Below are 25,424 nucleotides of genomic sequence, written 5' to 3'. Positions count from 1 at the left end.
CCGATGTGGTGGGGAGTGGCCGCCGCCCTGATGGCGAACGTCCTGTACAGCACCGGATTCGTCCTGGAGAAACGGGCGCTGGCGGCCCTGCCGGAGGTCAACATCCGGCGCCCTGCCCGCCTGCTGCGCCTCGTCCTCGGCAGCCCCCTGTGGATCGGCGGTTCGCTGGCCCTCGCCGCCGGGTTCGGAGCCCAACTGGCCGTCTACCGCACCCTGCCGATCGCCGCCGCGCAGGGGATCTTCGTCTCCGGCCTCGTCCTCCTTGTACTGCTCTCCGCGCGGCTGCTCGGCGAGGAGACGAGCGGCCGGGAGCGGTACGCGCTCGGGGCGATCCTCGCCGCCCTGCTCATGGTGGTGCTGTCGCTGCGCGAGGGCTCCGACAAGGTGAGCCACAGCGCGCCCGTCCCACTGATCCTCCTGGTCTGCGTACCGTCGCTGGCGGCGGGCGTGTGGCTGTACGGGGCCGCCGAGCGCCGCTCCAAGCACCGGCACCGCATGCCCACCACCGGCGTCGAATACGGCGTGGCGGTGGGCCTGTTGTACGGCGTGAGCTCGCTGGCCATCAAGGGCGCCTCGACCTATCTGACGACAAACGGGCCGCTCGGCGCGGTCGTCGAGCTGCTGCGCTCCCCGTATCCGTACCTCCTGCTGTTCACCGGCGCGTTCGGCCTCGTCATGTCGCAGGCGGCGCTGCAACGCTGCCGGGCCTCGCTGATCGTGCCGGTCTGCACGACGGTGACCTGCCTGTTCACGGCCGTACTCGGCACGCTCGCGTTCGGCGAGGCGCTCCCGCACGATCCGCTGCGGCTGGCCCTGCGGCTTGCGGGCACCGCCCTCGCGGTCTCCGTGCTGCTGGCCATGCCCAAACACGACGCGGCTCCCCAACCCCCCATCGGCGCCAAGGAGTTGACACCCCCATGAACCACGACGACCCGCTGCTGAAGATCCTGGCCTGCCCGCTGGACAAGGGGCCGCTGCATCTTCTCGTACCGGAGAGCTCGCTGAAGGAGGACGAGGCGCTGTACAACCCGCGCCTGCACCGCCGCTATCCGATCGTCGACGGCATCCCGCAGCTGCTGCCGTCCTCCGGCGAGCAGGTCACGGAGGACGAGCACGAAGAACTGCTCAAGCGGATGGCTCCATGAGACCGGATGGCTCGCCGGGAGCAGACGGCTCCATGACGAGAGATCCCTTCGAGAGACGGATGACCCGAGACACGGATGACCCGAGAGACGGATGACCCGATGACCACCACCCTGGCCGCCCGTATCGCCCGCTTCCTCCCCATCCGGCTGGTCGCCGCGACCGCCTGGCTGGTCTACCCGCGCTTCGAGCCGGAGCTGGCCCGGCTCGACGACCTCTGCCCGGCGGGCTGCGGCACGGCGGTGGACGTGGGCGGCTGGTACGGGCCCTGGGCGCGCCGGCTGTCCGGGCGGGCCCGCGAGGTGGTGGCCGTGGAACCGGTCCCGCACCTGGCCCGGCTGCTGGCCTCCGCCACGCCCGTGAACGTCCGCGTGGTCCGTGCCGCCGCATCCGACCGTCCGGGCACGGCCCGGCTGTGGCTGCCGCCGGGCGACGCGGGCGACCGGGGCGTGTCGTCCCTGGTCCGCCGGGACATCCACGCCCGCGCCCTGGAGGTCCCCTGCGTGACCCTGGACGGCCTGAAGCTCCAGGACGTCGACTTCGTCAAGATCGACGTGGACGGCAACGAACTCGCGGTGCTGCGCGGCGCCTCCGCACTGCTGGCCCGCGACCGCCCGGCCCTCTTCGTCGAGCTGGAGGCACGGATCCAGCCGATCGCCCCGGTCGTGACACACCTCGCCGAGCGGGGATACGAAGGCTGGGTGCTGCCCGGCGACACCTGGGTGCCCCTCGCGACCTTCCCGCTGGAGGCCCACCAGGCCGGCACGTCGCACGTCGTGTCCCAGGGCCTGCTGCGCCGGGTGCTGTTCCCTCGCGGCCCGCGCTACGTGAACTCGGTGCTGTTCCTCCCGGACGGCCGCCGCCCGGGCGCGCGCACGGAGCGCAAGCGGGACGACGTACGCGACCATGGACCGCATGCCCACAGCAAAGCGACCCGCTAGCCCCTTCACCCCTCTCGACTTCCAGCTGGTCCTGCTGCGCCGCATGGCCGACCACAATCCGGACCTCGTCGAGGACGCCCGTCACAAGCTGGGCGTGTCCATCGCGGAGATGCGCGAGGCGAACCGCCGCTGGCAGGCGATGCTGCACGCGCCGAGGTCGAGGGCGGCCGTCTCCCGCTATCGCTCGATCCTGGGGGCCCCGGAGTCGGTGTCGCCACGCCAGATCGGCGACCTGGCCTGCGAGGCGCTCCTGTGGCCCGTCCCGCTCTGGCCCGACCTCCGCTTCGAGGTGCTCGTGGCCCCGAACGGGGTGGCCTGGAACGAATGGCTGGTCCGGGCCCCGGGGGCTCCCGGCCCGTCCCTCCACACCGTCGACGACCTGACCCCCTGGTCCTGCACGGTCGACGAGGCCGCCCGCGCCTTCGCCCCCGCCCGTCCCCTGGAGGGCACGGCCCCGACCCGCTGGGGCCTGGCGTTCACGGCGCCGGACGGCAACGGCGTACGACACGAGTGCGCGGCCGAGTTCACCTGGGGCCTGCTGCAGCGGGTGGCGGTCAACGAGCGGCGGCCTTGACGATCCCCTCCACGACCGCCGGAACCGACTCCGGGTGCAGGAAGAGGAAGAGGTTCGGCTCGACCAGCTCCAGCTCCATCACACACGGCTCGCCGTCGTCGCCGTCGACGAGGTCGACACGGGCGTAGAGCAGCTCGGGAGCATCGGGCACGGCACCCCGGAGGGCGGCCAACGCGCTCTCGGCGACGGCGAGTTCGGCGGCGGTCGGCTCCCACGGCTGGATCCCGGGATGCGCGACCTTGTCGTCGTCGTACGCCGTGCCGGGCTCCAGCACCGCGCCCTTGCGCCCGGCGTGCAGAAGGCGTCCGCCGAAGAACTGCAATGCCCGCTCCCCGGTGACGTCGATGCCCGTCAGATAGGGCTGCACGATCGCGGTCAGGCCCTCCTCGTGCATCCGCGCGAGCTGCCGTACGGCGCTCTCGTGCTCGCCGGGGGCATACCGCGCTGCATACCGGGCGCCCGCGCCGGAGGTGGGCTTCACGACGTACTCCCGGTCGTCCGGGAGGTCGGGCGCATCGCCGGGCGCGACATACCGGGTGGGGACGACGGGCACCCCCGCCTCCGCGAGGTCCCCGAGGTACCGCTTGTCCATGTTCCACCGCACGACGTCGACGGGATTGGCGAGCCGGGTAGCCTTCCCGCACCGCTCGACCCACGCCACGAACTCCGCGGCACGCCAGCTGTAGTCCCACGTCGAGCGGATGACGACGAGGTCGTACGAGCCCCAGTCGGCGTCCGGATCGTCCCAGTACTCGGCGACCGCCTCGACGCCCGCGTCCTCCAGCGCCGACAGCAGCACCGGCAGGTCGCGGTCCTTGCTCACCTCACCGGCGTCCGGCCGGTAGGTGGCGAGCGCGATTCGGACGGTTGCGGCCACGGGGGCTCCTTCTTCGTACAAGAGGCGGATGCGCTCGCAGGCTAACAACGGCGCCCGCAACCGAGGCAACCCATTTGACCTTCACCTTCGGTAAAGCCCCAGCATCAGTGACGGAACGAGGAACGGCCAGGACACGGCCGGGACAGGGGTGCCTGCATGGACATGCTGACGATCGGCGCTTTCGCGAAGGCGTCCAGGCTGTCGCCGAAGGCGCTGCGGCTCTACGACGAGCTGGAGCTCCTGCGTCCCGCCCGCGTCGACCCCGACACCGGCTACCGGTACTACGCGCCCGAGCAGCTGGAGCAGGCCCGTCTGGTGGCGTGGCTGCGGCGGCTGGGCATGCCGCTGGCCCGCATCCGGGAGGTGTGCTCCCTGCCTCCGGGCCCGGCCGCCCGGGAGATCCGCGCGTACTGGGCGCGGGTCGAGGCGGAGACGGCCGCCCGCCGGGACCTGGCGGCGTTCCTCGTGGACCACCTCTCACAGGAATCACGGAAGGACACCACCATGCTGGAACTCCGTTACGCGGCCCTGTCCGACCGGGGCCTGGTCCGCCCCGCCAACCAGGACACGGCCTACGCGGGCACCCGCGTCCTCGCCGTCGCCGACGGCTTCGGCCCAGGCGGCGCGCCCGCGAGCACGGCGGCGGTCGAGGCCCTGAAGTTCCTGGACGACGAACCGCTCCCGGCGGGCAGCGTCCTCAACCTCCTGGAGGACGCGGTACAGGGCGCCACGACGGCCGTCCAGGACATCGCCGCGACCGGGGACATCGGCACCACCCTCACCGCGATGGTGTGGACCGGCGCACAGCTCGCCCTCGTCCACATCGGCGACTCCCGCGCCTACCTGCACCGCGACGACGAGCTGTTCCTGATCACCCACGACCACACCATGGTCCAGTCGATGATCGACGAAGGCCGCCTGACGGCCGAGGAGGCCACCGCCCACCCGCAACGCACCCTCCTCCTCAAGGCGTTGACCGGCGACGGCGCCGCCCCCGCACCGGACCTGCGGCTGCACGACGCCCGCCCGGGCGACCGCTACCTGCTCTGCTCGGACGGCCTCTCCACCGTCGTACCGGACGACGAACTCCAGCAGCTCCTGACCACCGCCCCCGGCCCGGACCAAGCGGTGCACACCCTGATCGCGGCGGCGAACGCCCGCGGCGGCCCCGACAACGTGAGCTGCGTGGTGGCGGACGTGGTGGGGGCCGCGCAGGGAGTGGTGGAGGGGAGGAGGTGAAGTAGGGAGCGGCGTTCCGGTTCGGCTCGGGCGTCGTACGGCAGCGGGTTCCCCCGGCTCTGGTGTAGGAACGGTCCTGTCGTCCCTGACATCCAGGCAAGGAGTACGCCGCGTGTCCTCCCTCTTTCCGGCTCTGGCGACCGGCTCGGTCGCCCAGCGGCCCGCCCTGCGCTTCGGCGACCGCTCCCTGACGTATGCGCAGCTCGCCGCCGCGGCGGGGGCGCAGGCCGGGCGGCTCGGCGGTGCGGGGAGGGTCGCCGTGTGGGCGACGCCGACCCTGGAGACGGCTGTCGCGGTCGTGGCGGCGCTGCTTGCCGGGGTGCCGGCCATCCCGTTGAACCCGAAGTCGGGAGAGAGCGAGCTGGGGCACATCCTGTCCGACAGTGCGCCCTCGATGGTGCTCGCCGCTCCAGGAGATGAACTTCCGGACGCTGTACGGCAGTTGGAGCGGGTCGACGTCGACGTGCACGGCGAGGGCGGGACCGCCCCGGCCACCGACGTGGACCCCGCCGACCCCGCCCTCGTCGTCTACACCTCCGGCACCACCGGCCCTCCCAAGGGCGCCGTCATCCCGCGGCGCGCGATCGCCACGACGCTGGACGCGCTGGCCGACGCCTGGCAGTGGACCGGCGACGACGTGCTCGTGCACGGGCTGCCGCTCTTCCATGTGCACGGGCTGATCCTGGGCATCCTCGGTCCGCTGCGCCGCGGCGGCTGCGTACGGCATCTCGGGCGGTTCAGCGCGGAGGGTGTGGCGCGGGAGCTGAACGACGGCGCGACGATGCTGTTCGGGGTGCCGACGATGTACCACCGGCTCGCCGAGGCCCTCGACGACGACACCGAACTCGCCAAGTCCCTCGGCCGGGCACGCCTGTTGGTGTCCGGCTCCGCCGCGCTGCCCGTGCACGACCACGAGCGCATCGCGGCCGCCACCGGGCGCCGGGTCGTCGAGCGGTACGGCATGACGGAGACCCTGATGAACACGAGCGTGCGTGCGGACGGGGTGCCGCGCCCCGGGACCGTCGGCGTACCGCTGCCGGGTGTCGGGCTGCGGCTCGTGGAGGAGGACGGTTCCGTCATCGGGTCCTACGACGCCGACGGCGCACCCACCGGGATCTGCGACGGCGAGACGGTCGGCGAGATCCAGGTCCGCGGCCCCAACCTCTTCACCGAGTACCTGAACCGGCCCGACGCGACGGCCGCCGCGCTCACCGAGGACGGCTGGTTCCGCACCGGCGACATGGCGGTCCGCGACGCGGACGGCGCCGTGCGCATCGTCGGCCGCAAGGCCACCGACCTGATCAAGAGCGGCGGTTACAAGATCGGCGCCGGTGAGATCGAGAACGCGCTGCTCGAGCACCCTGCCGTGCGTGAGGCCGCCGTCACAGGGGAGCCGGACGACGATCTCGGCGAGCGGATCGTCGCCTGGGTCGTGCCCATCGACCCCCAATCGCCGCCTGGAGCCGACGAGTTGGCCGATCATGTGGCCCGCCGCCTCGCCCCGCACAAGCGGCCGCGCGTGGTGCACTTCCTCACCTCCCTGCCCCGCAACGACATGGGCAAGATCCTGAAGCGAGCCCTGAAGAATGACTGAGCGTTTCTCGGCGCGCGAAGCCGTCGCCCTCGTCGCCGACGGAGCAGCGGGATCGGACGGCTTCCGCGAACTGCCCGTCCCCGGAGGGGAGTACAAGCCAGACGGTCCCCTCTCCTGGCGGGGGTACGACGCCTCGCGCGCCCGCGCCGGTGCCCGTACCGGCGAGGAGGAGTCCGTCGTCTGCGGCACCGCGACGGTCGGCGGCACCCCCGCCGTGCTGATCGCGTTCGAGTTCGGCTTCCTCGGCGGCTCGCTCGGCGAGCGCACCGGCGACCGTCTGGAAGCGGCGTACACGCATGCCCGTGAGCGCCGGATGCCGGTCGTCTCGCTCGTGGCGACGGGCGGCAGCCGGATGCAGGAGGGCATGCTCGCCCTCACCCAACTCCAGCGTGTGGCACGGCAGTCGGCACTCACCCGGGAGGCGGGGCTGCCGCAGATCGCCGTGCTGCGGGACCCGACGACGGGCGGCGGGTGGGCGACGCTGGGCGCGGGCGCCGACGTGACGCTGGCGCTGCCGGGCGCACAGGTGGGCTTCGCGGGCTCCCGGGTCCGCCCGCCCGACGCGGACCCGGCGGCGTACACGGCCGAGGCCCAGTTGGCGGCGGGCGCGATCGACGCCGTAGTGGGAGAGGACGCGCTGCGGGAGACGGTGGCGCTGTGGCTGGGGCTGCTCACCCAGCCGTCGGCGGAGGCCGCGCCGCCCCCGGGCCCCCTCGGCGCGACCGATCTGCCCGCCACCGGCTGGGAGGCCGTGCTGCGCGCCCGTGACCCGGAACGCCCGCGCGCCCAGGCCTACTTGGACGCTTACTTCACGCGGCGCGCGGCCCTCAGCGGCGACCGCTGCGGCGGCACGGACGACGGCCTGCTGTGCGGCTTCGGACAGACCAGGAACGACGGGCGGACCGTCGCGTACGCCGCCCAGTGCGGCACCGCGACCCGCCCCGCCGGATATCGCACAGCGGCCCGGCTGATCCGGCTCGCCGGTCAACTCGGCATCCCTGTGCTGACGTTGGTGGACACTCCGGGCGCGGCGAACGACGCGGAGGCGGAGCGGCAGGGGGTGGGCTCCGCGATCGCGGACCTGTTCGCCGCGGTGGCCACCGCCCGTACGCCGGTCACCACGCTGGTGATCGGCGAGGGCGGCTCGGGCGGCGCCCTCGCGCTGGCCGCGCCCGGCAACACCTGGGCCACACCGGACAGCTACTTCTCTGTCATCGCACCGGAGCTCGCGGCCGCGATCCTGAAGCGCCCGGCGGACGAGGTGCACCCCACGGCCGACCAACTCCGCATCCGTCCCCAGGACTTGGTGGACCTCGGGGTGATCCGGGGCTGGCTGGTCTGACGTCCGCAGCAGTGCACAACGGCGCCACCTCCCCTCCCAAGGAGGCGGCGCCGTCCGCATCCGGGAGCGGGTTACTTCACCCCGATCGCCCGGACGATCTCCTGGCTCACCCTGCCGCCCCGGTCGTCACTCGCCGAGGCCCGCAGCGAGATGAACTCCGCGCCGCGCGGCACGGTCAGCGTCCCCTTCCAGGAGGCGCCGCGGCCGTCCAGGACCACCGACTTCCACGACTTCCCGTCGTCGTAGGACACGTCGAGCTTTCCGCCGCCGATCTTCCCGGTGTCCGGGGCGCCCTTCACGTACTCGGCGTAGATCCCGACGGGCACCCGGCCGCCGCCGCGCACATCACCCGCGAGATCGGTGTCGATGTCGTAGCCGAGGTTGAGCAGGGGCAGGAAGGTCCAGCGGTCGTCGGGGGTGGCGGACGACTTGAAGGTCCACTCGGAGTGGCCCTTCGTGGACAGCCGCCAGCGGTCGGGGTCGGAGGTGATGTCCGTGACCACCTTGAACGTGTGCTCGTCGGCCGGCGCCTCCCAGTCGTAGGCGCCCGATCCCCGGCGCCGGTCGACCCGGGTTCCGTCCTGGTAGACCTCCGTGAACTGGGTCAGCCCCGAGTCGTCGCTCCAGGCGTCGCCGAAGCCGGTGTGGTCGGGTCCGGAGTCGCCCCAGCCGGGGGTGTTGAACTGCATCATGTTGCCCGAGCGCTGCTGACCCCAGCCGAGTCCGGTGCCGAGCCAGGGGTGCCAGACCGGCTTGAACCAGTTGCGCGTCAGCTGTGTGCCTCCGTGGTATGTGATCAAACCGCTGCGCTCCTCCAGGGCGCCGTCCCCGACGGTCACCGACTCGTGCCACAACTGCCCGGCGCCGGTGGACACGTAGTCGGTCCGCTCGGCCGGGTAGTCGATCCGCTCCTGGAAGCCGATGCCGATGGGGAAGGTGCCGGTGATCGAGTACCGGAACTCGCCACCGGAGACGGGCTTCACGGCGTGGAACTTCGTGTTCACGGCCGCGAGTTCACCCTTCTCCGGCTCATACGTCAGGTCGCCCTTCGGGACGGCTCCCGGGTGCCCCTGCGAAAGGTCGTACATGTAGGGCGTGTTGCGGGTGCCGGACATCTCGACCCGCGCCATCCCCCTCAGTCGCGCCGCGTCGGCCGTGTTCACCGTGGCGATCTGCAGCGGCCGGTCCGCGCCGTCGTCCGTCCCGAACCAGGCGTTGAGGCGCCCGGCCGCATCGTCCGTCACGAACAGCGCCTTCGCGCCCGCGTCCTGGGCGGCCTGGGCGAGGGCGCCGGGCTCGACGCCGTCGGTGAGCCGTGCGAGGACCGCCTTGCCCGCCACTGCGGTGAACGGCCCGGTCCCGACGTCGACGAGCGGCAGCTTGCTGCGCCCCTCGGTGAGGGTGCCGCCCGGCTGGGCGACCGCCTCGCGGACCCCCTTGACCTCCAGCACGGGCTTCCCGAGCCGCCACACGGTGCGGTACTCGAAGCCGCCCTTCGTGACCTTGGGGGTGGGCGCCGCGAAGACGCTGTCGTACTTGACGGGCACCTGGACCGCGCCGAACATGTCGGAGCCGCCTCCGTTCCGGTCGTACTCCATCAGCAGCTGACGGGTCTCGGTGCGCCGGTCGACCTTCGCCCGAAGCTCCCTCAACTGCCGGCCGTCCAAGGTGACTTCGCGATCACGGTCGAGGGTGATCTCGGGTGCCGCGAGGAAGCCGAGGCCCAGCGAGTCCGCGCCGTGGCTGCCGCGTACGTCGAGGAAGGACGTCAGGCTGTACGTCCCCGGCTTCAGCCGCAGCTTCAGGGTGCCGGAATCGCCGACGGACGCCGGATAAGGGTCGACGCCCGCCGCGAGCTGCTGCACCGCCAGGTCGGCCGCGGTCGGGTCACCGTCACGGTCCTTCACCTGCACGGTGAGCGTGTACCGCTCCTCCTCCTTGACCAGCCCGAACACGGTGTGCGCGACGGGGACCCCGCCCGCGGAGGCGACGATCTGTCCGCTCGTCTGCCCCACCGGGGCCTTCGCGCCGTCCCCGGTCACGGTCGTGGACGCGGTGCCGTGCGCGGGCACGGTGAGGGTGGAGTCGGCGAGCGTGGCGACGCCCTCGGTGCCGCCCTGCACGGCGAGGCTCAACTCGACGTCCGTGGAGGACGAGTTGGTGTAGGTCACCGTCTTCGTGACCGGCTTGTCGGCGTCGTACGGCCAGCCGTAGAAGCCGAGATCCGCACTGCCGGTGGCGGTGACGGCCGAGCCGATCGCGTCGGGCACGCTCACCCGCCCCGCGCCCAGCACATAAGCGGAGGCGTCGAGTTGCTCCGACGTCGACATCAGCGCGTCCTTGAGTTGCGCGCCGCTCCAGTCGGGGTGCTTCTCCGCGAGCAGCGCGGCCACGCCCGCGACATGCGGGGTCGCCATCGACGTACCGCTCATGGAGGTGTAGTAGCCGCTGCCGTCCACGAGCCCGGAGCGCGCGGCGAGGATGTCGACGCCCGGCGCGGAGAGGTCGGGCTTGAGCGCGTTGTCGCCGTAGCGCGGTCCGGCGCTGGTGAAGTACGCGGCCTCGTCGGCGGAGTCGACCGCGCCGATGGTCAGTGCGGAGTCGGCGGCGCCGGGCGAGCCGATGGAGGAGGGGGCGCCGGTGTTGCCGGCGGCGATGACGAAGAGCGCGCCGGTCTCGGCGGAGAGGGTGTCGACCGCGGCGGCCATGGGGTCGGTGCCGTCGCTCGGCTCGGTCGAGCCGAGGCTCATGGAGATCACCTTGGCGTGCACGTCCCGCGCGGCCCACTCCATACCGGCGATGATCTGCGACTCGCTGCCCGAGCCCTGGTCGCTGAGCACCTTGCCGACGGCGAGCGTCGCCCCGGGCGCGACGCCCTGCTCCTTGCCGTCCGAGGCCTTGCCGCTGCCGCCGACGGTCGAAGTGACGTGTGTGCCATGGCCGTTGCGGTCGGCGACCTCCTGCCCGTCGATGAAGCTCCTGGTCGCGGAGACCCGGTCGGCCAGGTCGGGATGGGTGACGTCCACGCCGGTGTCGAGGACGGCGACCGTGACCCCCTTGCCGGTGAGCCCGGCTTCCCACGCCTTCGCCGTACCGATCTGCGCGTTGCTCTCGGCCATGTCGGCGGTGACGCGCCCGTCGAGCCAGACCTTACGGATGCCTTCTTGATGGGTCATGGCCCGCCAGAAGGTGCGCCCCTTGTCGGCGTCGACGGCGGCGCCGCGGATGCTCGGCAGGGCCCGCGTCTTCTCGGCTCCCCGCGGGGTCGCCGCCTTGGACGCCTTGTACGTCACGATCAGCGGCAGCTCGTCCGTCTTCCGGTCGGTGAGCCCCTGCCGTATCAGCCCGCTCACGTCGAACAGCCGCCGGTCGAGGGTGCCCGCCCGCAGATACGGCAGCGCCTCGTCCGGTACGACGGTGACGGCGCCGTTCGCCACCTGCGTCCGCACCGCTCCGGTGGCCCCCGCGGGCCGCTCGACGGCGACCGTCTTCTTCCCGTCGGCGAGGTCGGTGACGGTCACCTTGTCGCCGGTGACGAGGGTGACGGTGCGGGCGGCGCTCGCGGTCTTCGTGGGCCCCTGGGTGTCGGCGTTGCGCGCGGTCCGCGCGGCCTGCGCCTGCCCGGCGGGCAGCAGGGCGAGCACAAGTCCCAGCGACAGCAGGGCCGTTCCGCGTCTCGCTCGACCTGGTCCTGCTCCTGGTCGTCCTCTGGTCATCGGTGCCTCTCCTCGTCGACTCCGGGGCTCCGGTGTTCCCGGGCGGGGGTGGTGTCCGGGGTGCTGCGAAGAGTGTCGGTGTCGTTGTGTTGCGGGAGAGTCGACCGGGGCTGGCGGGAAGGCGCCCTGGCATGTTCCCGCCAGCGGCGACAGCTGCGCTGAGCGGGGCGGAAACCGGGACAGCCCCAAGTACCGTCCGTAACAATGGAGATGCTCAGGAGTCACGGACGACGGGGGTTGGCGGCGCCATGGACGGACTGGTCGAGTTCAAGACCTACGACGGAACGCCGGTCGTCGTCGAGACCGCCGAGGACGAGTCCGGCTCCCGGCTGGTCGCCCGCGACGACGGAACGGTCCAGGCGGCGCGCACCTTCGAGGGCTCGCTGGAGGGCGTGCGGGCCGCCGCCGAGTCCGCGCTGCGGGTGTTCCGCGACGGCACTCTGCGGCCCGACTCCGTGGAGATCGAGTTCGGGGTGAGGCTCACCGCCGAGGCGGGCGCCCTGATCGCCAAGAGCGCGGTCGAGGGCCACCTGGTGGTCAAGCTCTCCTGGTCGCCCGGACCGTCCGAGCCCGCCGATGGGTCCGCGTCACCGGGGCAGTCCGAACCGGCCCAGGGGGCCGGCGCACCCGGCCGGTCCGACGGCGCCGGATCCCCCGGGACCGCCGGGCAGGCATGACCAGCGCCTCCTGGCACGCCAGGATCAGCTGCGGGCGGGAGACCGGCGCCGGGTTCCTGGTCACCGACCGGCACATCCTGACCTGCGCACATGTGGTCGCCCGCAGCCGCACGGACGATGTGACCGTCTCCTTCGGCGTCCCGTTCGCCGACGGGAAGAGGGACCTGCGCGCCCAGGTGGTCGCGCACGGCGGCTGGGACGGCCGGGACACCGACCCCGGCGATGTCGCCGTACTCGAACTCGACCACCCCGTGCCACTGAAGCCCGCCGAGTTCGCGACCCCCTCCGACGCGTACGGCGACCCACCGCGCCGACTGCTGGCGTACGGCTTCCCCAAGCGGTACGACGAGGGCACGCTCGCCGAATACCGGGCCACCGGGGACCAGTTGATCGCCGGGGAGTGGGTGCAGCTGGAGGCGTGGGCCGCGCACGGGCAGCCGCTCGTGCCCGGGTTCAGCGGCGCCGCGGTGACGCTCGCGGAGAGCGGACGCGTCGTGGGCATGGTCTCGGCGGCCGCGCGCAGCCCCGAGATCCGCAACGGCCGGATGCTGCCCGCCCATGTCATGGCCCGCTACTGGCCGCGCCTGGGCGAACTGATCCCGACACCGGAGTACGGGCGGGGGGACAAGGAGCGGCTGCGGCGGCTCATCGAGGCGGTCGCGGAGCGGGGCGGGCCGCGATGCGAGCTCGAGCGGCTGTTCCGGGACGCGGTCGGCCCGCTCGGCCCGCCCCTGCCGCCGCACGGCTTCGCCTCCCTGTGGGACGCGGCCTGGTATCTGCTCTCCGAGGTCCCGGACAGCGGCGCCGCCGCCCGGTTCGCCGCGCGCCTCGCGGACTTCGTGGAGGACGCGCCGACCCGGAGCGCCCTGCGTTCCTGGCCGCGCCCGCGCCGGTACCCGGCTCCGCCGAGGCCGCCCGCCGTGGCGCCCGGCTGGTCCCCGATCCTCGTCGAGATCGCGCCGAGCGGCAGCGGCGAGGGCCAGTTCCTGGTCGAGGTGTCGGCGTACAACGGACGGCACCGCCGGGTGGTGGGCTCGCGCCCGCTCCCCGTCGACGGCGTCCGCCCCTACGTCCTGGAGCGCATCGACGAGGCGTACCACGAACTGGAGCCGGGCGCCCGGGAGTTGATCGCGTTCGTGCTGCCGCGCCGCTGGCTCAACGCGGACGTGGCGCACTGGAAGCGCAGCACCGACGACGACAGCCCGCTCGGGGCCTTCGCACCGCTCGTCGTGATGGACCTGGAGCGGCGGCGCAGCGGCGGCCTCCAGCACAAGCTGCTGCAGAAGTGGCGGCACCTCGACGCCCAGCCCGGGGCGCGGCTGCACCGCATCGACTGCGGGGCCGTCGGGCAGGACCCGGTGAAGCTGACCATCGGCCTGCGGCGCGGCGCTGACATGGTGGGCTTCGGCACTCCGCCCCGCGCGGACGGCACCCGGCGGCTGTTCCAGGCGAGCCTGAACGCGGCCGTCCCGGTGATGCTCTGGCCGCGCACCGGCTGCCGGGGCGAGCACCGGGGCGGGGCGCACGGCGACTGCACGGGCGCCGTGTTCCTGGACCGCCTCGCCGAACATCTGGCGGGCCTTCCGCCGGGCGAACTCCCCTCGCACATCCACGAGTTGCGCGAGACGGCGTACGCCTCCGACGCCCCGGAGCCGCACTGGGCATACGATCTGGCGCTGCTCTGGGAGGACCCCAGATGCCTGCCCGACCCGGTCGGCTATCTGCACTCCCCCGTCGGCTGAGCACCCCGCCCGCACCCGGCCACCCCGACCCCCCTGAGCCGCCCGACGAGATCGAGATACGGAGAGACCATGTCCCTGTGGCCCGTCTACACGGGTGGGAGCGAGCCCCACGACGGCATCGCGGACCTTCCCGCCCCGCCGCCGTGGCGCGCCTTCGACGGCGGGCCGGAGCTGGCGACCCCCGCGGAGGACGGCGACACCTCGGCCACGTCCCCGGACCGCAGGCACCGCGCCCGCACCTACCGCGCCACGGACGGAGCGGTCCAACTCGTCAACGCCGCCCTGTACTTGCGCCGCCCGCTGCTGGTGACGGGCCCGCCCGGCAGCGGCAAGTCGAGCCTGGCGTACGCGGTGGCACGGGAGTTGCGGCTCGGCCCGGTGCTGCGCTGGAACATCACCAGCCGCACCACCCTGCACGACGGCCTCTATCAGTACGACCCGCTGTCCCGCCTCTACGCCGCCGGGCGCTCCGCCGCCCGTGAACTGCCGGCCGACGGCGGGCTCCAGGACCATCTGCGGCTCGGCCCGCTGGGCACCGCCCTGCTCCCGTACGGCCGTCCGCGCGCCCTGCTCATCGACGAGATCGACAAGAGCGACCTGGACCTGCCCAACGACCTGCTGAACATCCTGGAGGAGGGCCAGTACGAGATCCCCGAGCTGGCCCGCGCCGCCCGGCACACGCCCGAGGCGGAGGTGATGGTCGACGGCACCGACGACCGCGTCACCGTCTCCCGGGGCCGCGTCCGCTGCCGGGCCTTCCCCTTCGTGGTCCTCACCAGCAACGGCGAGCGCGAGTTCCCGCCCGCCTTTCTGCGCCGCTGCGTCCGCCTCGAACTCCACCAGCCCCGCGACGCCCACCTGGAGAGCATCGTCCGCGCGCATCTGGGCGAGCCGGACGCCTACGCCCGTGAGCTGATCGCCCGCTTCGTCTCCCGCGGCAACGTCGGCGAACTCGCCACGGACCAACTCCTCAACGCCATCTATCTCGCGGGTTCGGCCGGTGTCGACGCGAAGTCCCGTGACGAGCTGGCGGAGCAGCTGATGCCGTATCTGAGCCGGGCTCGGGACGACGATGAGTTCTGATCCCGGGCGCCGTCCGGAGGCCGAGGGCGGCGCCGGAATCGACGAGCTCGCCTCGCTGCTGGAGCGGGCGGGCGGCGGGGAGCGGCCGACATCGGTCGAGCTGGCCGAACTGCTGTGGCTGGCCGCGCAGATGGCACCTGCCGAGCCGGCCCCGGCGGACCCCCGGCCCGCCGTGCCCGCTCCGCCGCCGCCGCCCGCGGTCCAGGACCCCGCACCACCGGACCCACCCCTGCCTCCTGCCGCACCCCCGGCGTCTCCGCCCCAACACTTCGACGAACGCGTCCCGTTGAGGCTGCCGGGCGCGGCGGATGCGGACGCCCCCCTCACCCCGTACACCACCCTGCTCGCCCCCGCTCCCCCGATGCTGTCCCACCCCCTCGGCCTGCAACGCACCCTGCGCCCGCTCAAGCGCCGGGTGCCCGCGCCCGTGGGGCAGGAGCTCGACGAGGAGGCGACCGCGCACCGGATCGCCGGCCTCGGCGCGGCCCCGCAGTGGTGGCTGCCCGTGCTGCGTCCCGCGACCGAACGCTGGCTCACCCTGCACCTCGTGCACGACACCGGGCCGACCATGCCCGTCTGGCGCCCGCTCGTCCGCGAACTGCACACGACGCTCGCCCAGTCGGGCGTCTTCCGCACGGTGGAACTGCACCGGCTGGACGCCGACGGGAGGGTACGGCGGCCGGGCTCGCAGGAGTCGTACGCGCCGGGCCGCACGCTCACCCTGCTGATCAGCGACTGCATGGGCCCGCAGTGGCGGGGCGGTGCGGCGGGCGCCCGCTGGTACCGCACGCTGCGCCGTTGGGCGACCCGTATGCCGGTCGCCGTGGTCCAGCCGCTGCCGGAGCGGCTGTGGCGCACCAGCGCGCTGCCCGCCGAGCCCGCGCAGCTCGCCGCACCGTGGCCGGCGGCGCCGAACGCCACGTACACCGTGGACTCCTACCTCACCGAGGGCCTCCCCTCCGACGTACTCCCGCTGCCGGTCCTGGAGCCCGCGGCGCCCTGGCTGGCGAACTGGTCGTCGCTGGTGGCCGGTGCGGGCCGACTCCCGGGCTCCGTCGGCCTGTTGGGGCCCACGCCGCCGCCCGCGCCGCTGGACGAGCAGGGCCGGGGCGATGTGGAGCGGCTCTCCCCCGAGGAACTGGTCCTGCGCTTCCGCTCCCTCGCCTCCCCCGAGGCCTTCCGCCTCGCCGGCCATCTCGCCGTCGGGCGCCCCGAGTTGCCGGTCATGCGCCTGGTCCAGGCCGCGATCGAGCGCCGCCCGCAGCCGCAGCACCTCGCCGAGGTCATCCTGAGCGGCCTGCTCACCAACACCGGCACCGGCACCGCGCCGGACTCGTACGCCTTCCGCCCCGGCGTCCGCCCCCTCCTCCTGCGCACCCTGCCCCGCTCGGCCCACGGCCGCACGTCCGAACTCGTCGCCCGGGTGGGTGCGTTGATCGACGCGCGGGCGGGGGTGGCCGCCGGGGAGTTCCCGGTGCTGGCGCCGGGCGGCGACACCCCTGCGGCTGAGGGCGAGCCGTTCGCGACGGTGCGGCAGGAGAGCGTGCTGCGACTCGGGGGCCACGGGAACTCCGAAGGGCTGATCCTGGGAAGGTATCGGCTCGTACGGCGGCTGGGGCAGGGGGCGCCGACGGTGTGGCGGGCGCTGGACATGCGGCTCGGCCGGTCCGTGGCGGTGTACGAGTACTCCCACTCCGCCGAGCGGAACCAGGAACGGCTTCTGGAGAGGCTGCGTCTGCTCTCCGGACTCAGCCACCCGAACGTGGTCGCCATCCACGACTTCGGGGTCGATGGCGGCGTCCCGTATCTCGTCACGGAGTTCGTGGAGGGACTCACCGTCGCGGAACTGACGGCCGAGGGAGGCTTCCAGCTGCCCTTCACTCTGCTCGCGCCCCTCGCCCAGCAGGTCGCGTCGGGCCTCAGGACCGCACATGAACACGGCGTCGCACACGGTCGGCTCACACCGAACAGCCTGCTGGTGCAACCGGACGGCACGGTGAAGATCACCCACTTCACCGCGGGGGCGGTGGAGGAACCCGCCGAGGACATGGACCTGGGGGCCTTCGGGCATCTGCTGATGAATCTGGCCGGCGGCAGGTCACCGGGCGATCTCCCCGGTGTGCCCGACGACTTCAGACGGCCGTTCGTCGATGCCGTCCGCGACCTGCAATCGACGGCCACCTTCACCCAGCGCCACGGCAGGAATTTGCTGCTGTCCCCCGCCTTCGACGAGGTCTTGGACGCCATCACAGCAGACCGCATCCGCTACCGCCTGCTCGGACCGGTGCGGATCAGCCGAGGCGATCTGCCCGTGGACATCGCCAGCCCCCGGGCGCAGGCCCTGCTCTGCATGCTGCTTCTCAGGCAGGGCAGGACCGTGACCTACGAGGAACTGACCGCAGGAATGTGGGGGCCGCACCGCCAGCACCTCCTGGAAGGCCCCGGACAGCTCCTGTCCACCTACGCCTCCGCGCTGCGGCGGGCCCTCGGCCCGGGCGTCCTGGCCATGACAGCGGACGGCTACGCCCTGCACGCTCCGCCACAGACCATCGACGTCCACCGCTGCGAGGAGCGCATCACCCAGGTGAAGTCCCGCCGTGACAACGGCGACCCGGCAGGAGCGCGCGACGCCGCCCAGTACGCCCTCGACCTCTGGTACGGCGAACCTCTCGACGGCGTTCCCGGCACCGCCGCCGAAACAGTCCGCACCCGCCTCCGCTTCCTCCGCCTCACCCTCTGCGTCACTCGCGCCGAACTCGACCTGGAACTCGGCAACTTCGAGCAGGCGGCGACCGACCTCACCGCACTCCTCCAGGAGCACCCCAAGCGGGAGGACTTCCGCCGGCTGCACATCCTGGCTCTCAATGGGCAAGGCCGCATCGCGGAGGCGATCGAGTCGTACGAGACCTACGAGGGGCACCAGGAGCAGCAGCACAGCGAGCCGAACCCCGCCATGTCGGAGCTCCACCGCGAACTCCTCGCCGCGCCCGAGCACGGTCGTGCCACCGTCGTCGCCGAGTTCACGGAGCCAGGGAACCACCGGGCGGCGCACACCGTCCTCGGCCGCACACTGACCTGGCTGCTCTCGCTCAGCGACCTGGCCTCGAACGCGTACGAGATGCTCGCCCGCGACAACGGCTACGTGGTGATCACCGAGCCGGACGCCTCCGTACTGCCCATCCTGAACGTGGTGCTGCGCGAACTCCCCGGCGCGCTCATGGAGTTGGAGGACCCGCCGAAGATCCGGGTGACCTTCTGGCATACCGCGCACTTCGCCGGTCCCGGCGCGCCGACCAGGCAGCCCGACCTGGAAGCCGCCCTCGCGGACTCGACGGCGGACATCGTGGTCGTCCTCTCCCCTGCCCTGCACGAGGAGTTGCTGACGAGCGGCGCCGACCCCATCAGCGCATTCCAGCCCGTGCACCGCAGTTCACCCACCGGCCCGACCCTCGCCTGGCACTGCTCGCTGAACGTGCCCGCCACGGCCTCCGAGCCCGAGCAACGCGACCTGGTGCGGGGCCCGTTCACGACACGCGACCTCCGCGCGATCCCCACCCCCAGGCCGGGCCGCTCGGCCGTCGTGCACACCCAGCCGGACGGCCCGCTGACCCTCCTCACCCCCGACCGCCCCCTGGGCACACGCCCGCTGCGCACCTCCATCACGTACTACGAGGTCGACCTCACCACCCACCAGTCATCGCACCGGGTGTCCCTGCCGAGTTCCCTCAGCGGCTCGTTCGCGGCATCCGTGGAGCTGTCGTGGTACGTCGACGACCCGGTGGCCTTCGTACGCGGCGAGACCAGCGACGTATCGGGGCGGCTGCTCGACCACCTCGTCAGGACGGCCGGGCGGCTCACCCGGCGGCACCCGCTGCGCCGGGCGGGCGCGGCGCAGCTCGCGGTGCGGGACGGGCTGCACAAGTGGCCGGTGCCGGGGCTGTCGGTGGCGTGTTCGGTGGTGCTGACCCCCGAGGAGGGCCCCGCTCATGCCGTACCGGAGCCGCCGCCGTCCCGGACGGCGAAGCGGACGCCGTCCGGGGCCGACCGTACGGCGCCGGATCCGACCGCCGTCCTCGACGCCGCCGAGATGGTGCTCCTCGGCTTCGACGGGCCCCTCACCCGGTTGCACCGCGGACAGGATCCGGGCCGGGTCACCCGTGATCTCCTCGCGCTCTTCGTCGAACGCCGCCATCCCGACGATGCGTTGGCGGGCGAACGGCTGCTGTCGCCGAGCAACCCCAAGTACCCGGTGACGGATACGTCCGACCCGCTGGACCTGTTGCGCGCGGTGGCGCACCACCGTCTGGGCACCGACCTCCGCCAGGAACTCGACCGCATCGAACTGGCAGCCGTGGCCACGGCCCGCCCCACCGCACACTCCGACGCCCTGATCGACGCACTCGGCGCCCTCGGCCCGCAGGCGGCCGTCGTCTCGGACGTCTCGGCCGGCGCCATCACCGCCTATCTGACGGCACACGGCCTCACCGCCTCGGTGGCGGGCGGCGTGCACGGCCGCTCCGACGACCTCACCCTCCTGATGCCGGACCCCGACTGCCTGCTCCGCGCCCTGGGGTGGCTGGAGACCTCCTCCCCCGAGGACGCCCTGCTGATCACCTCGTCGCTCGCCGAGGTCGCGGCGGCGAAGATGATCGGGCTCCCCGTTCTCGGCTATGCGCCCACCGAAAGGATCAAGGGGCGGCTCACGCACGCGGGCTGCCGACAGATCGTCACCTCGCTGCTGCCGGTGCTCGAAGCCGTCCGCGCCGACTGACACCGGCCGCCGCCGCCTCTCTCCGCCGTTCTTTATTTCGGACATAAAGGACAAATACACCCGTCCGGCAGCACCCCGCCCGGCCCCCCACAAAAGGCGACGCGCCGTCAGGGCCCGCACGATGCGAGAGAGGACCGCCACCCGGCGGATCCGTACGGTCCGCGCTCTCGGGAGGATCTGCCATGACCGTCAGTCTGGAGCAGTTGCGCCGCTGCCATTTCGCCGTCGACCTGGGAGCGGCCCGCACCCGTGTGTATGTGAAGGGTGCCGGGCTGGTGGTCGATCAGCCGAGCGTGGCCGCGGTGAACACGAAGACGGGTGCGCTGATCGCGGTCGGCGAGTTCGCGGAGAAGATGACGGGCCGCACACCGGACTACATCCGCGTGGTGCGGCCGGTGTCCGGCGGCACGGTCGTGGACATCGAGATGGCCCAGCGCATGCTGCGCCACCTGATCGGCGACAAGGTGCGCCGCGCCCTGCGCCGCAAGCCGCGGCTGCGGGCGGCGGCCTGCACCCCGCACGACGCGGACCCGCTCGCGCAGCGCGCGGCGGTCGAGACGCTCGTCGGGCTCGGCGCCCGCCGGGTGGAGCTCGTCGACACGCTCATCGCGGCGGCCGTCGGCTGCGGACTGCCCGTGGAGCAGCCCGAGGCGACGATGGTCATGGTGTGCGGCGCCGCCGCGACCCAGCTCGCCGTGCTGTCGCTGGGCTCGATCGTCACCGCCGAGCGCATCCCGGTGGGCGGCGAGGCCGTGGACCACGCGATCGTGCAGCATCTGCGCCACCAGCACGAGCTGATGCTGCCGAGTCAGGCGGTACGGCCCCTGCAGCTCGCCCTCTCCGGGAACGGGCTGACCCCGCACGGCCCGGCGTCGACCGAGATCCACGGCCGGGACGTGGCCACCGGCCTCGCCCGTTCCGTGCAGGTCGACACCGCCGCCGTACGCGATGCCATCCAGACCCCGCTGACCGCCGTACTGGACGGAATCGGCAAGGTCCTGCGCGCCTGCCCGCCCGATCTGGTGGCGGACCTCGCCGACCGAGGGATCATGATGGTCGGCGGCAGTGCCCTGCTCCCCGGGCTCGACCAGATGCTGCGGCACGCGACGGGTATGCCGGTGCACATCGCCGAGCGGCCCGACGTGTGTGCCATCCAGGGCCTGGGCTGCATGCTGGAGGGCAAGATCGAGCCGCTGGTCCTGGACCCGCTGGCGGGCTGAGCGGGGCCGGGCGATGACCGATCCCGTCCCCCGTCTGCCGCCCCTCCTGGAAGCCGTCCTCAGCGTCGGCACCGACCTCGGACTGCGGGCCACCCTCCAGCGCATCGTGGACGGCGCCGCCGAGCTGACGGGCGCCCGGTACGCGGCACTCGGCACGGCCGCCCCCGGGCAGGACGGGCTCGCGGAGATCCGCACGGCCGAGCCCGCGCGTTCCGCACGGCGGACGACCGCTGGGCGAGCGGAGGCCGGGCAGCCGGGCGTCGGGCAGGCGGACCTCGGGCAGGCGTCTGTCGGGCGGTCGCACGACTTCGTGGGCGTGCCGATCCGCGTCCAGGACGAGGTGTTCGGCACCCTCCACCTCGCCGACAAGGCGGGCGGCCCGTTCACGGACGAGGACGAGCAACTGCTCCACCTGCTGGCCGCCCAGGCCGGGATCGCCATCGGAAACGCCAGGCTGTACGAGACGGCCAGGCAGCGGGAGCGCTGGATCGAGGGGGCCGCCGCGGTCACGACGGCCCTGCTGACCGGGGAGGCCGCCGCCGACGCGCTGATGACCGTCGCCGAGCGGGCCCGCATCCTCGCCGACGCCTCGGCCGGCGTCATCCTCCAGCCCACCCCGGAGGGCGGCATGGAGATCGTGACCGCCTCCACCCACGAGGACCCCGGGGACATCGTCGGCACGACCATCGAACCCGGCAGCCCGGTACTCGATCAACTCCTGGGCGGGGAACCGGTGTTCATCGACGACTCGGCGACGGACCCCCGCATGACGACGCGGGTACGGCACCGGTTCGGCCCCAGCATGATGCTGCCGCTCCAGGCCGCTGGCCGCCTCATCGGCACCCTCGCCCTCCCCCGCCGACGCGGAGACCCGCCGTACAGCCCGGTGGAACGGCTGCTCGCCACCCAGTTCGCCTCCCAGGCCGCACTGGCGCTGGTGCTCGCGGACGCCCAGCACAGCCGGGAGCGGCTCGCGGTCTTCGAGGACCGTGACCGCATCGCCCGTGACCTGCACGACCTCGTCGTCCAGCGGCTCTTCGCGACCGGCATGATGCTGGAGTCCACGCAGCGCAGGACTCCGGCCGAGGACGTGCACGACACCCTCGGCAAGGCCGTCGACGAACTCCAGTCCACCATTCAGGAAGTCCGCACGGCGATCTTCGCCCTGCAACAGCCGCCCGCCGAAGCCCCCACCACCTTCCGCGGCAAGGTCCTGCGCGAGACCGCGGGCGCGGCCGCCGTACTCGGTTTCCAGCCGTCCACCCGCTTCACCGGCGCCGTGGACAACCGCATCACGGAACCCGCCGCCGGCCACCTCCTCGCCGCCCTGCGCCGCGCCCTGGCCGCCGCGTCCCGCCGGGCCGGTGTCTCGCGCATCGAGGTCGTGGTGGACGTGACGGCGACGCTGCCCGACGGCCGCTCCGGGGTGCGCCTCACGGTGCGGGACGACGGGGCGGCGGAGGACCCGGACGGCCGCGGCCGCAGGGGTACGACGGAGACGTGGCAGTCACCTCTCTGAACGCCCGGTTTGAACGCCCGGGGCCGATCCGACGTATCACCCTCCGAACGCACGTTGCCGCCCAACGGGGGGTGCTCGAATTCTCTACGACATCCGCATGACCCGCCCGTCGGGCCGATGTGCGGGTCATGTGCCGCACATGCGGGAAAGCACAAGGGGGACTCAAGCGATGGGCAACCGAAACACCATCACTCAAAGTGACACTGCCCCCTGAAGACATCGTTCGCAGGGCCCTCATTACCGGAATGTGAACCCCTGAAAAATCCTGGCCCCACACGCACGGAGAGCAGGGTCACCCCCGGTAGCTGAGCGCCTGCCGTGCGTGTTACTGTCCGCGATGAAGTATCCGCATCAGATCTCAGGCTGTCTCCAGTCGTCTCCAGGCCCATGCTCATCCCCCACCTCGCGACGGGAACGGGATGGCCTGGATCTGCCAACGAAGAATGGAGCTATGAGACAGCCATGAATTCTTGGGCCACCCCGATCCAGCAGGCATCAGCTGATTCCCGGCAGAAGCAGCACACCCCGATTTCCGTGGTGGCTGCCGACAGGGCCGCAGTCATGAGGTCGACCGGCCGGTTGACCTATGCCGCCGGGTGGAGTTCGAAGAAGGCGATCACGTTTGACGCCGCAATCTGAACGACCCTAGGCCCAACGATCCGGGGCTCTTGGCGCACCCATCGCCGAGAGCCCCGGACTCGCGTGTGCATCCACTCCAACTCGTGCGACTGGATGACGAGTTGAACTGGCCCCGACTGTAGCCGATGACCCGTACGCTTGGCGGGTGACCCACATCCAGGAACTGGTCCTGAAGATCCATAGCAGATGCAACATCGCTTGCGACCACTGCTATATGTACGAGCATGCCGACCAGAGCTGGCGAGATCGCCCGGTCGTGATCTCCGAGGAAACGGTCACACAGATCGGCCTGCGCCTCTTCTCGTACACCCAGGCACACAGGCTCGATTCCATTGCAGTCATTCTTCACGGTGGCGAACCGCTCCTGGTGGGCCCGACCCGGCTGCGCCGTATCTGCGAGGAACTCACCCGCATCCTCTCCCCCGTCACGACGGTGGATCTGCGCATGCACACCAATGGCATGCTGCTGCACCGGCGGCATCTGGAAGTCCTCCGGGAATTCGGCGTCAAGGTCGGTATCTCCCTTGACGGTGACCAGGCCGCGAATGACCGGCACCGGCTGGATCGCCGAGGGAAGAGCAGTTACGAAAAGGTGCTGCGCGGGATCGAACTTCTGCGCTCCCCGGAATACCGTCACCTCTTCCAGGGTCTGCTGTGCACCGTGGACGTGGCGAATGATCCCCTCGCCGTCCATGACGCCCTCGCCGCTCTCGAACCCCCTCGCATCGACTATCTGCTTCCGCATTCCACCTGGGACAATCCACCGCCCCCCGGAAACACGGATTCCCCCACTCCGTATGCGGACTGGCTGCTGAGGATCTTCGACCGCTGGCAGGAACAGGGCCGCCCGATGGAGGTGCGCACCTTCGACTCGGTGCAGAGCACCCTGCGCGGCGGACCGCCGCTCACCGAGGCCATGGGGCTGGCCTCTTCCGATCTCGCGGTCGTGGAGACCGACGGCACCATCGAGCAGGCGGACTCCCTGAAAACCGCCTACGACGGAGCGCCCGCCACCGGCTACGACGTCTTCCACCACACCTTCGAGGAGTACGTCCGGCATCCCGGCGTGCGGGCCCGCCAGTTGGGCATCGAGGGCGTCAGCGAGATCTGCAGGCGCTGCCCCGTCGTGGAGTCCTGCGGGGGTGGACTGTACGCACACCGCTACAGCACCGAGCGGGGCTTCGACAACCCGTCCGTCTTCTGCGCCGACCTGCGCGCCTTCGTCGACGGGGTGGCGGAACGGATCACCGACCGCCCGTTCGCCCCGGCCGTCCATGATCCCGGGGAACTCCGGTTCGCTCAGGAAGCGTTGACGCGTGAGCTGTTGGTGATCATGCAGTACCGCACCACGACGGACGCGGAGTGGACCGCGGCATGGCAGCTCCTGCACCGCCTTGACGAAAGCGCGCAGACGGCACCGGCGTTCAGCGAGATGCTGACCCATTCGTATGCGCGCGCGGCACTGAACCGAGGCCTGGACGGACCTCCCCGACCTGCCTGGCTCGCCTCCTTCCTGATGGCCGCCGCCGCCCGCACCCGGACCGACGCGACCCTGGCCTGGGAGCACCCGGCCCAGCAGCTGCACCTTCCGACCCTGGGCACCGTGCGTCTGCCGAAGCCCGGCCGGATCGAGGTCACGGCCGAGGAGGACGGCTTCCGCGTACGCCACGCGGAAGGAACCGTACGAGTCCGCCGGGGCGACGGTGAGTCCGAGCACTGGCGCCCCTTGCAGTGGGTGGAGAACGGCCTGGTGATCGACGACGCCGACCCCTTCCGCCACTGCTTCCCCGCCCCCGTCACCGACCCCCTGGACCTCGACGAGCGCGAGCTCTTCGGCAAGCTGCTGACCCGGGCGTACGAGATCATGGACGATCGGCTGCCCGGCTGGCGCAGCGACCTGAACACCCTGGTGCCCACGACCGTGACACCGCTGGTGAAGGGCGCGGGGATGCACCTCGGGGTGCACGCCCCCGGCGCGCTGGGAGTGGCCGTCGACGTAGCGCCCGAGGAGTTCCTGCTCCACCTACCCCTCCTCGGCCGGCGGGCGAGGCTCGCCGCCCTGCGGGAGACGACGGAGCTGACCGCGGCGGGCAGCAGGGCCGGTCAACTGCTCGACGACGTCAACGAGTTCATCGGTGCCGCCGCCTTCCAGGACCGCCACGAGAGCCCCGACACGGAAGCCCGGTCCATCGCGTCGAAGCGGGCGCGGGAGGCGCTTCAGGAACTGGCCGCACTGCCCGAGCGGGAACTCACCGAGAGCGGCACGGCGGTGGCCGACCAGCTCCGGACCGAGTGGACCGAGATGGACGCACAGACGTGACCGCCACCCCCGGCCCCTCCACCAGCG

16 protein-coding genes are annotated in these 25,424 nt (G+C 72.3%); 14 read left to right on the top strand and 2 right to left on the bottom strand.

Annotated features, from left to right (window positions below; all coding sequences use genetic code 11):
* Window positions 1-15 precede the first annotated feature (15 nt).
* From AB5J56_RS30670 to AB5J56_RS30655, 4 genes are all read left to right on the top strand, one after another.
* Complete coding sequence (locus AB5J56_RS30670) at window positions 16-921, top strand: hypothetical protein (protein WP_369242900.1); 906 nt, start codon at window positions 16-18, stop codon at window positions 919-921.
* Window positions 918-1,145, top strand: coding sequence for a Trm112 family protein (locus AB5J56_RS30665; protein WP_369237158.1), 228 nt, complete (start codon window positions 918-920; stop codon window positions 1,143-1,145). The genes AB5J56_RS30670 and AB5J56_RS30665 overlap by 4 nt, the downstream gene beginning before the upstream one ends.
* Before the next feature lie 99 nt (window positions 1,146-1,244).
* Complete coding sequence (locus tag AB5J56_RS30660; RefSeq protein ID WP_369237156.1) at window positions 1,245-2,084, top strand: FkbM family methyltransferase; 840 nt, start codon at window positions 1,245-1,247, stop codon at window positions 2,082-2,084.
* Window positions 2,059-2,658, top strand: a complete 600-nt coding sequence (locus AB5J56_RS30655) for a hypothetical protein (protein WP_369237154.1) — start codon at window positions 2,059-2,061, stop codon at window positions 2,656-2,658. The genes AB5J56_RS30660 and AB5J56_RS30655 overlap by 26 nt, the downstream gene beginning before the upstream one ends.
* Here the strand turns inward: AB5J56_RS30655 and AB5J56_RS30650 are convergent.
* Window positions 2,639-3,535 (bottom strand): RimK family alpha-L-glutamate ligase, encoded by an 897-nt coding sequence (locus AB5J56_RS30650; protein WP_369237152.1) that lies wholly within the window; start codon window positions 3,533-3,535, stop codon window positions 2,639-2,641. The two genes, AB5J56_RS30655 and AB5J56_RS30650, sit on opposite strands and share 20 nt — an antisense overlap.
* A gap of 156 nt (window positions 3,536-3,691) precedes the next feature.
* Between AB5J56_RS30650 and AB5J56_RS30645 the strand changes: the two genes are divergently transcribed.
* The 3 genes from AB5J56_RS30645 (at window position 3,692) to AB5J56_RS30635 (ending at window position 7,710) form a co-directional block, all read left to right on the top strand.
* The gene (locus AB5J56_RS30645) at window positions 3,692-4,774 is read left to right on the top strand and encodes a MerR family transcriptional regulator (RefSeq protein WP_369237150.1); all 1,083 of its coding nucleotides are present in this window, start codon (window positions 3,692-3,694) and stop codon (window positions 4,772-4,774) included.
* Window positions 4,775-4,886: 112 nt separating this feature from the next.
* Entirely contained in the window at window positions 4,887-6,368 is a 1,482-nt protein-coding gene (locus AB5J56_RS30640; protein ID WP_369237148.1) for an acyl-CoA synthetase, read from the top strand.
* Window positions 6,361-7,710 (top strand): carboxyl transferase domain-containing protein, encoded by a 1,350-nt coding sequence (locus AB5J56_RS30635; RefSeq protein ID WP_369237146.1) that lies wholly within the window; start codon window positions 6,361-6,363, stop codon window positions 7,708-7,710. Before AB5J56_RS30640 ends, AB5J56_RS30635 begins: the two co-directional genes overlap by 8 nt.
* 71 nt (window positions 7,711-7,781) lie before the next feature.
* On the opposite strand, the gene AB5J56_RS30630 is transcribed toward AB5J56_RS30635, so the two are convergent.
* Window positions 7,782-11,426, bottom strand: coding sequence for a S8 family serine peptidase (locus AB5J56_RS30630; RefSeq protein WP_369237144.1), 3,645 nt, complete (start codon window positions 11,424-11,426; stop codon window positions 7,782-7,784).
* A gap of 248 nt (window positions 11,427-11,674) precedes the next feature.
* Between AB5J56_RS30630 and AB5J56_RS30625 the strand changes: the two genes are divergently transcribed.
* From AB5J56_RS30625 to fxsB, 7 genes are all read left to right on the top strand, one after another.
* Window positions 11,675-12,103 (top strand): CU044_2847 family protein, encoded by a 429-nt coding sequence (locus AB5J56_RS30625; protein WP_369237142.1) that lies wholly within the window; start codon window positions 11,675-11,677, stop codon window positions 12,101-12,103.
* Window positions 12,100-13,845: a trypsin-like peptidase domain-containing protein gene (locus AB5J56_RS30620; RefSeq protein WP_369237140.1), complete on the top strand. Its 1,746-nt coding sequence runs from the start codon at window positions 12,100-12,102 to the stop codon at window positions 13,843-13,845. The genes AB5J56_RS30625 and AB5J56_RS30620 overlap by 4 nt, the downstream gene beginning before the upstream one ends.
* A 69-nt stretch (window positions 13,846-13,914) precedes the next feature.
* Window positions 13,915-14,928: an AAA family ATPase gene (locus AB5J56_RS30615; protein WP_369237138.1), complete on the top strand. Its 1,014-nt coding sequence runs from the start codon at window positions 13,915-13,917 to the stop codon at window positions 14,926-14,928.
* Window positions 14,918-19,699: an SAV_2336 N-terminal domain-related protein gene (locus tag AB5J56_RS30610; protein WP_369237136.1), complete on the top strand. Its 4,782-nt coding sequence runs from the start codon at window positions 14,918-14,920 to the stop codon at window positions 19,697-19,699. The genes AB5J56_RS30615 and AB5J56_RS30610 overlap by 11 nt, the downstream gene beginning before the upstream one ends.
* 182 nt (window positions 19,700-19,881) lie before the next feature.
* On the top strand, window positions 19,882-20,919 hold the full coding sequence (locus AB5J56_RS30605) for a rod shape-determining protein (RefSeq protein ID WP_369237134.1): 1,038 nt from the start codon (window positions 19,882-19,884) through the stop codon (window positions 20,917-20,919).
* Between the two features lie 13 nt (window positions 20,920-20,932).
* The gene (locus AB5J56_RS30600; RefSeq protein WP_369237132.1) at window positions 20,933-22,438 is read left to right on the top strand and encodes a GAF domain-containing protein; all 1,506 of its coding nucleotides are present in this window, start codon (window positions 20,933-20,935) and stop codon (window positions 22,436-22,438) included.
* A gap of 784 nt (window positions 22,439-23,222) precedes the next feature.
* The gene (fxsB, locus tag AB5J56_RS30595) at window positions 23,223-25,397 is read left to right on the top strand and encodes a radical SAM/SPASM protein FxsB, inactivated metallohydrolase extension form (RefSeq protein ID WP_369237130.1); all 2,175 of its coding nucleotides are present in this window, start codon (window positions 23,223-23,225) and stop codon (window positions 25,395-25,397) included.
* The last annotated feature ends 27 nt before the right edge of the window (window positions 25,398-25,424 follow it).

This window comes from Streptomyces sp. R21, from assembly GCF_041051975.1.
GTDB lineage: Bacteria > Actinomycetota > Actinomycetes > Streptomycetales > Streptomycetaceae > Streptomyces.
Note: the sequence above shows the minus strand (reverse complement) of the source record. Positions and strands in the feature narration are given on the sequence as shown.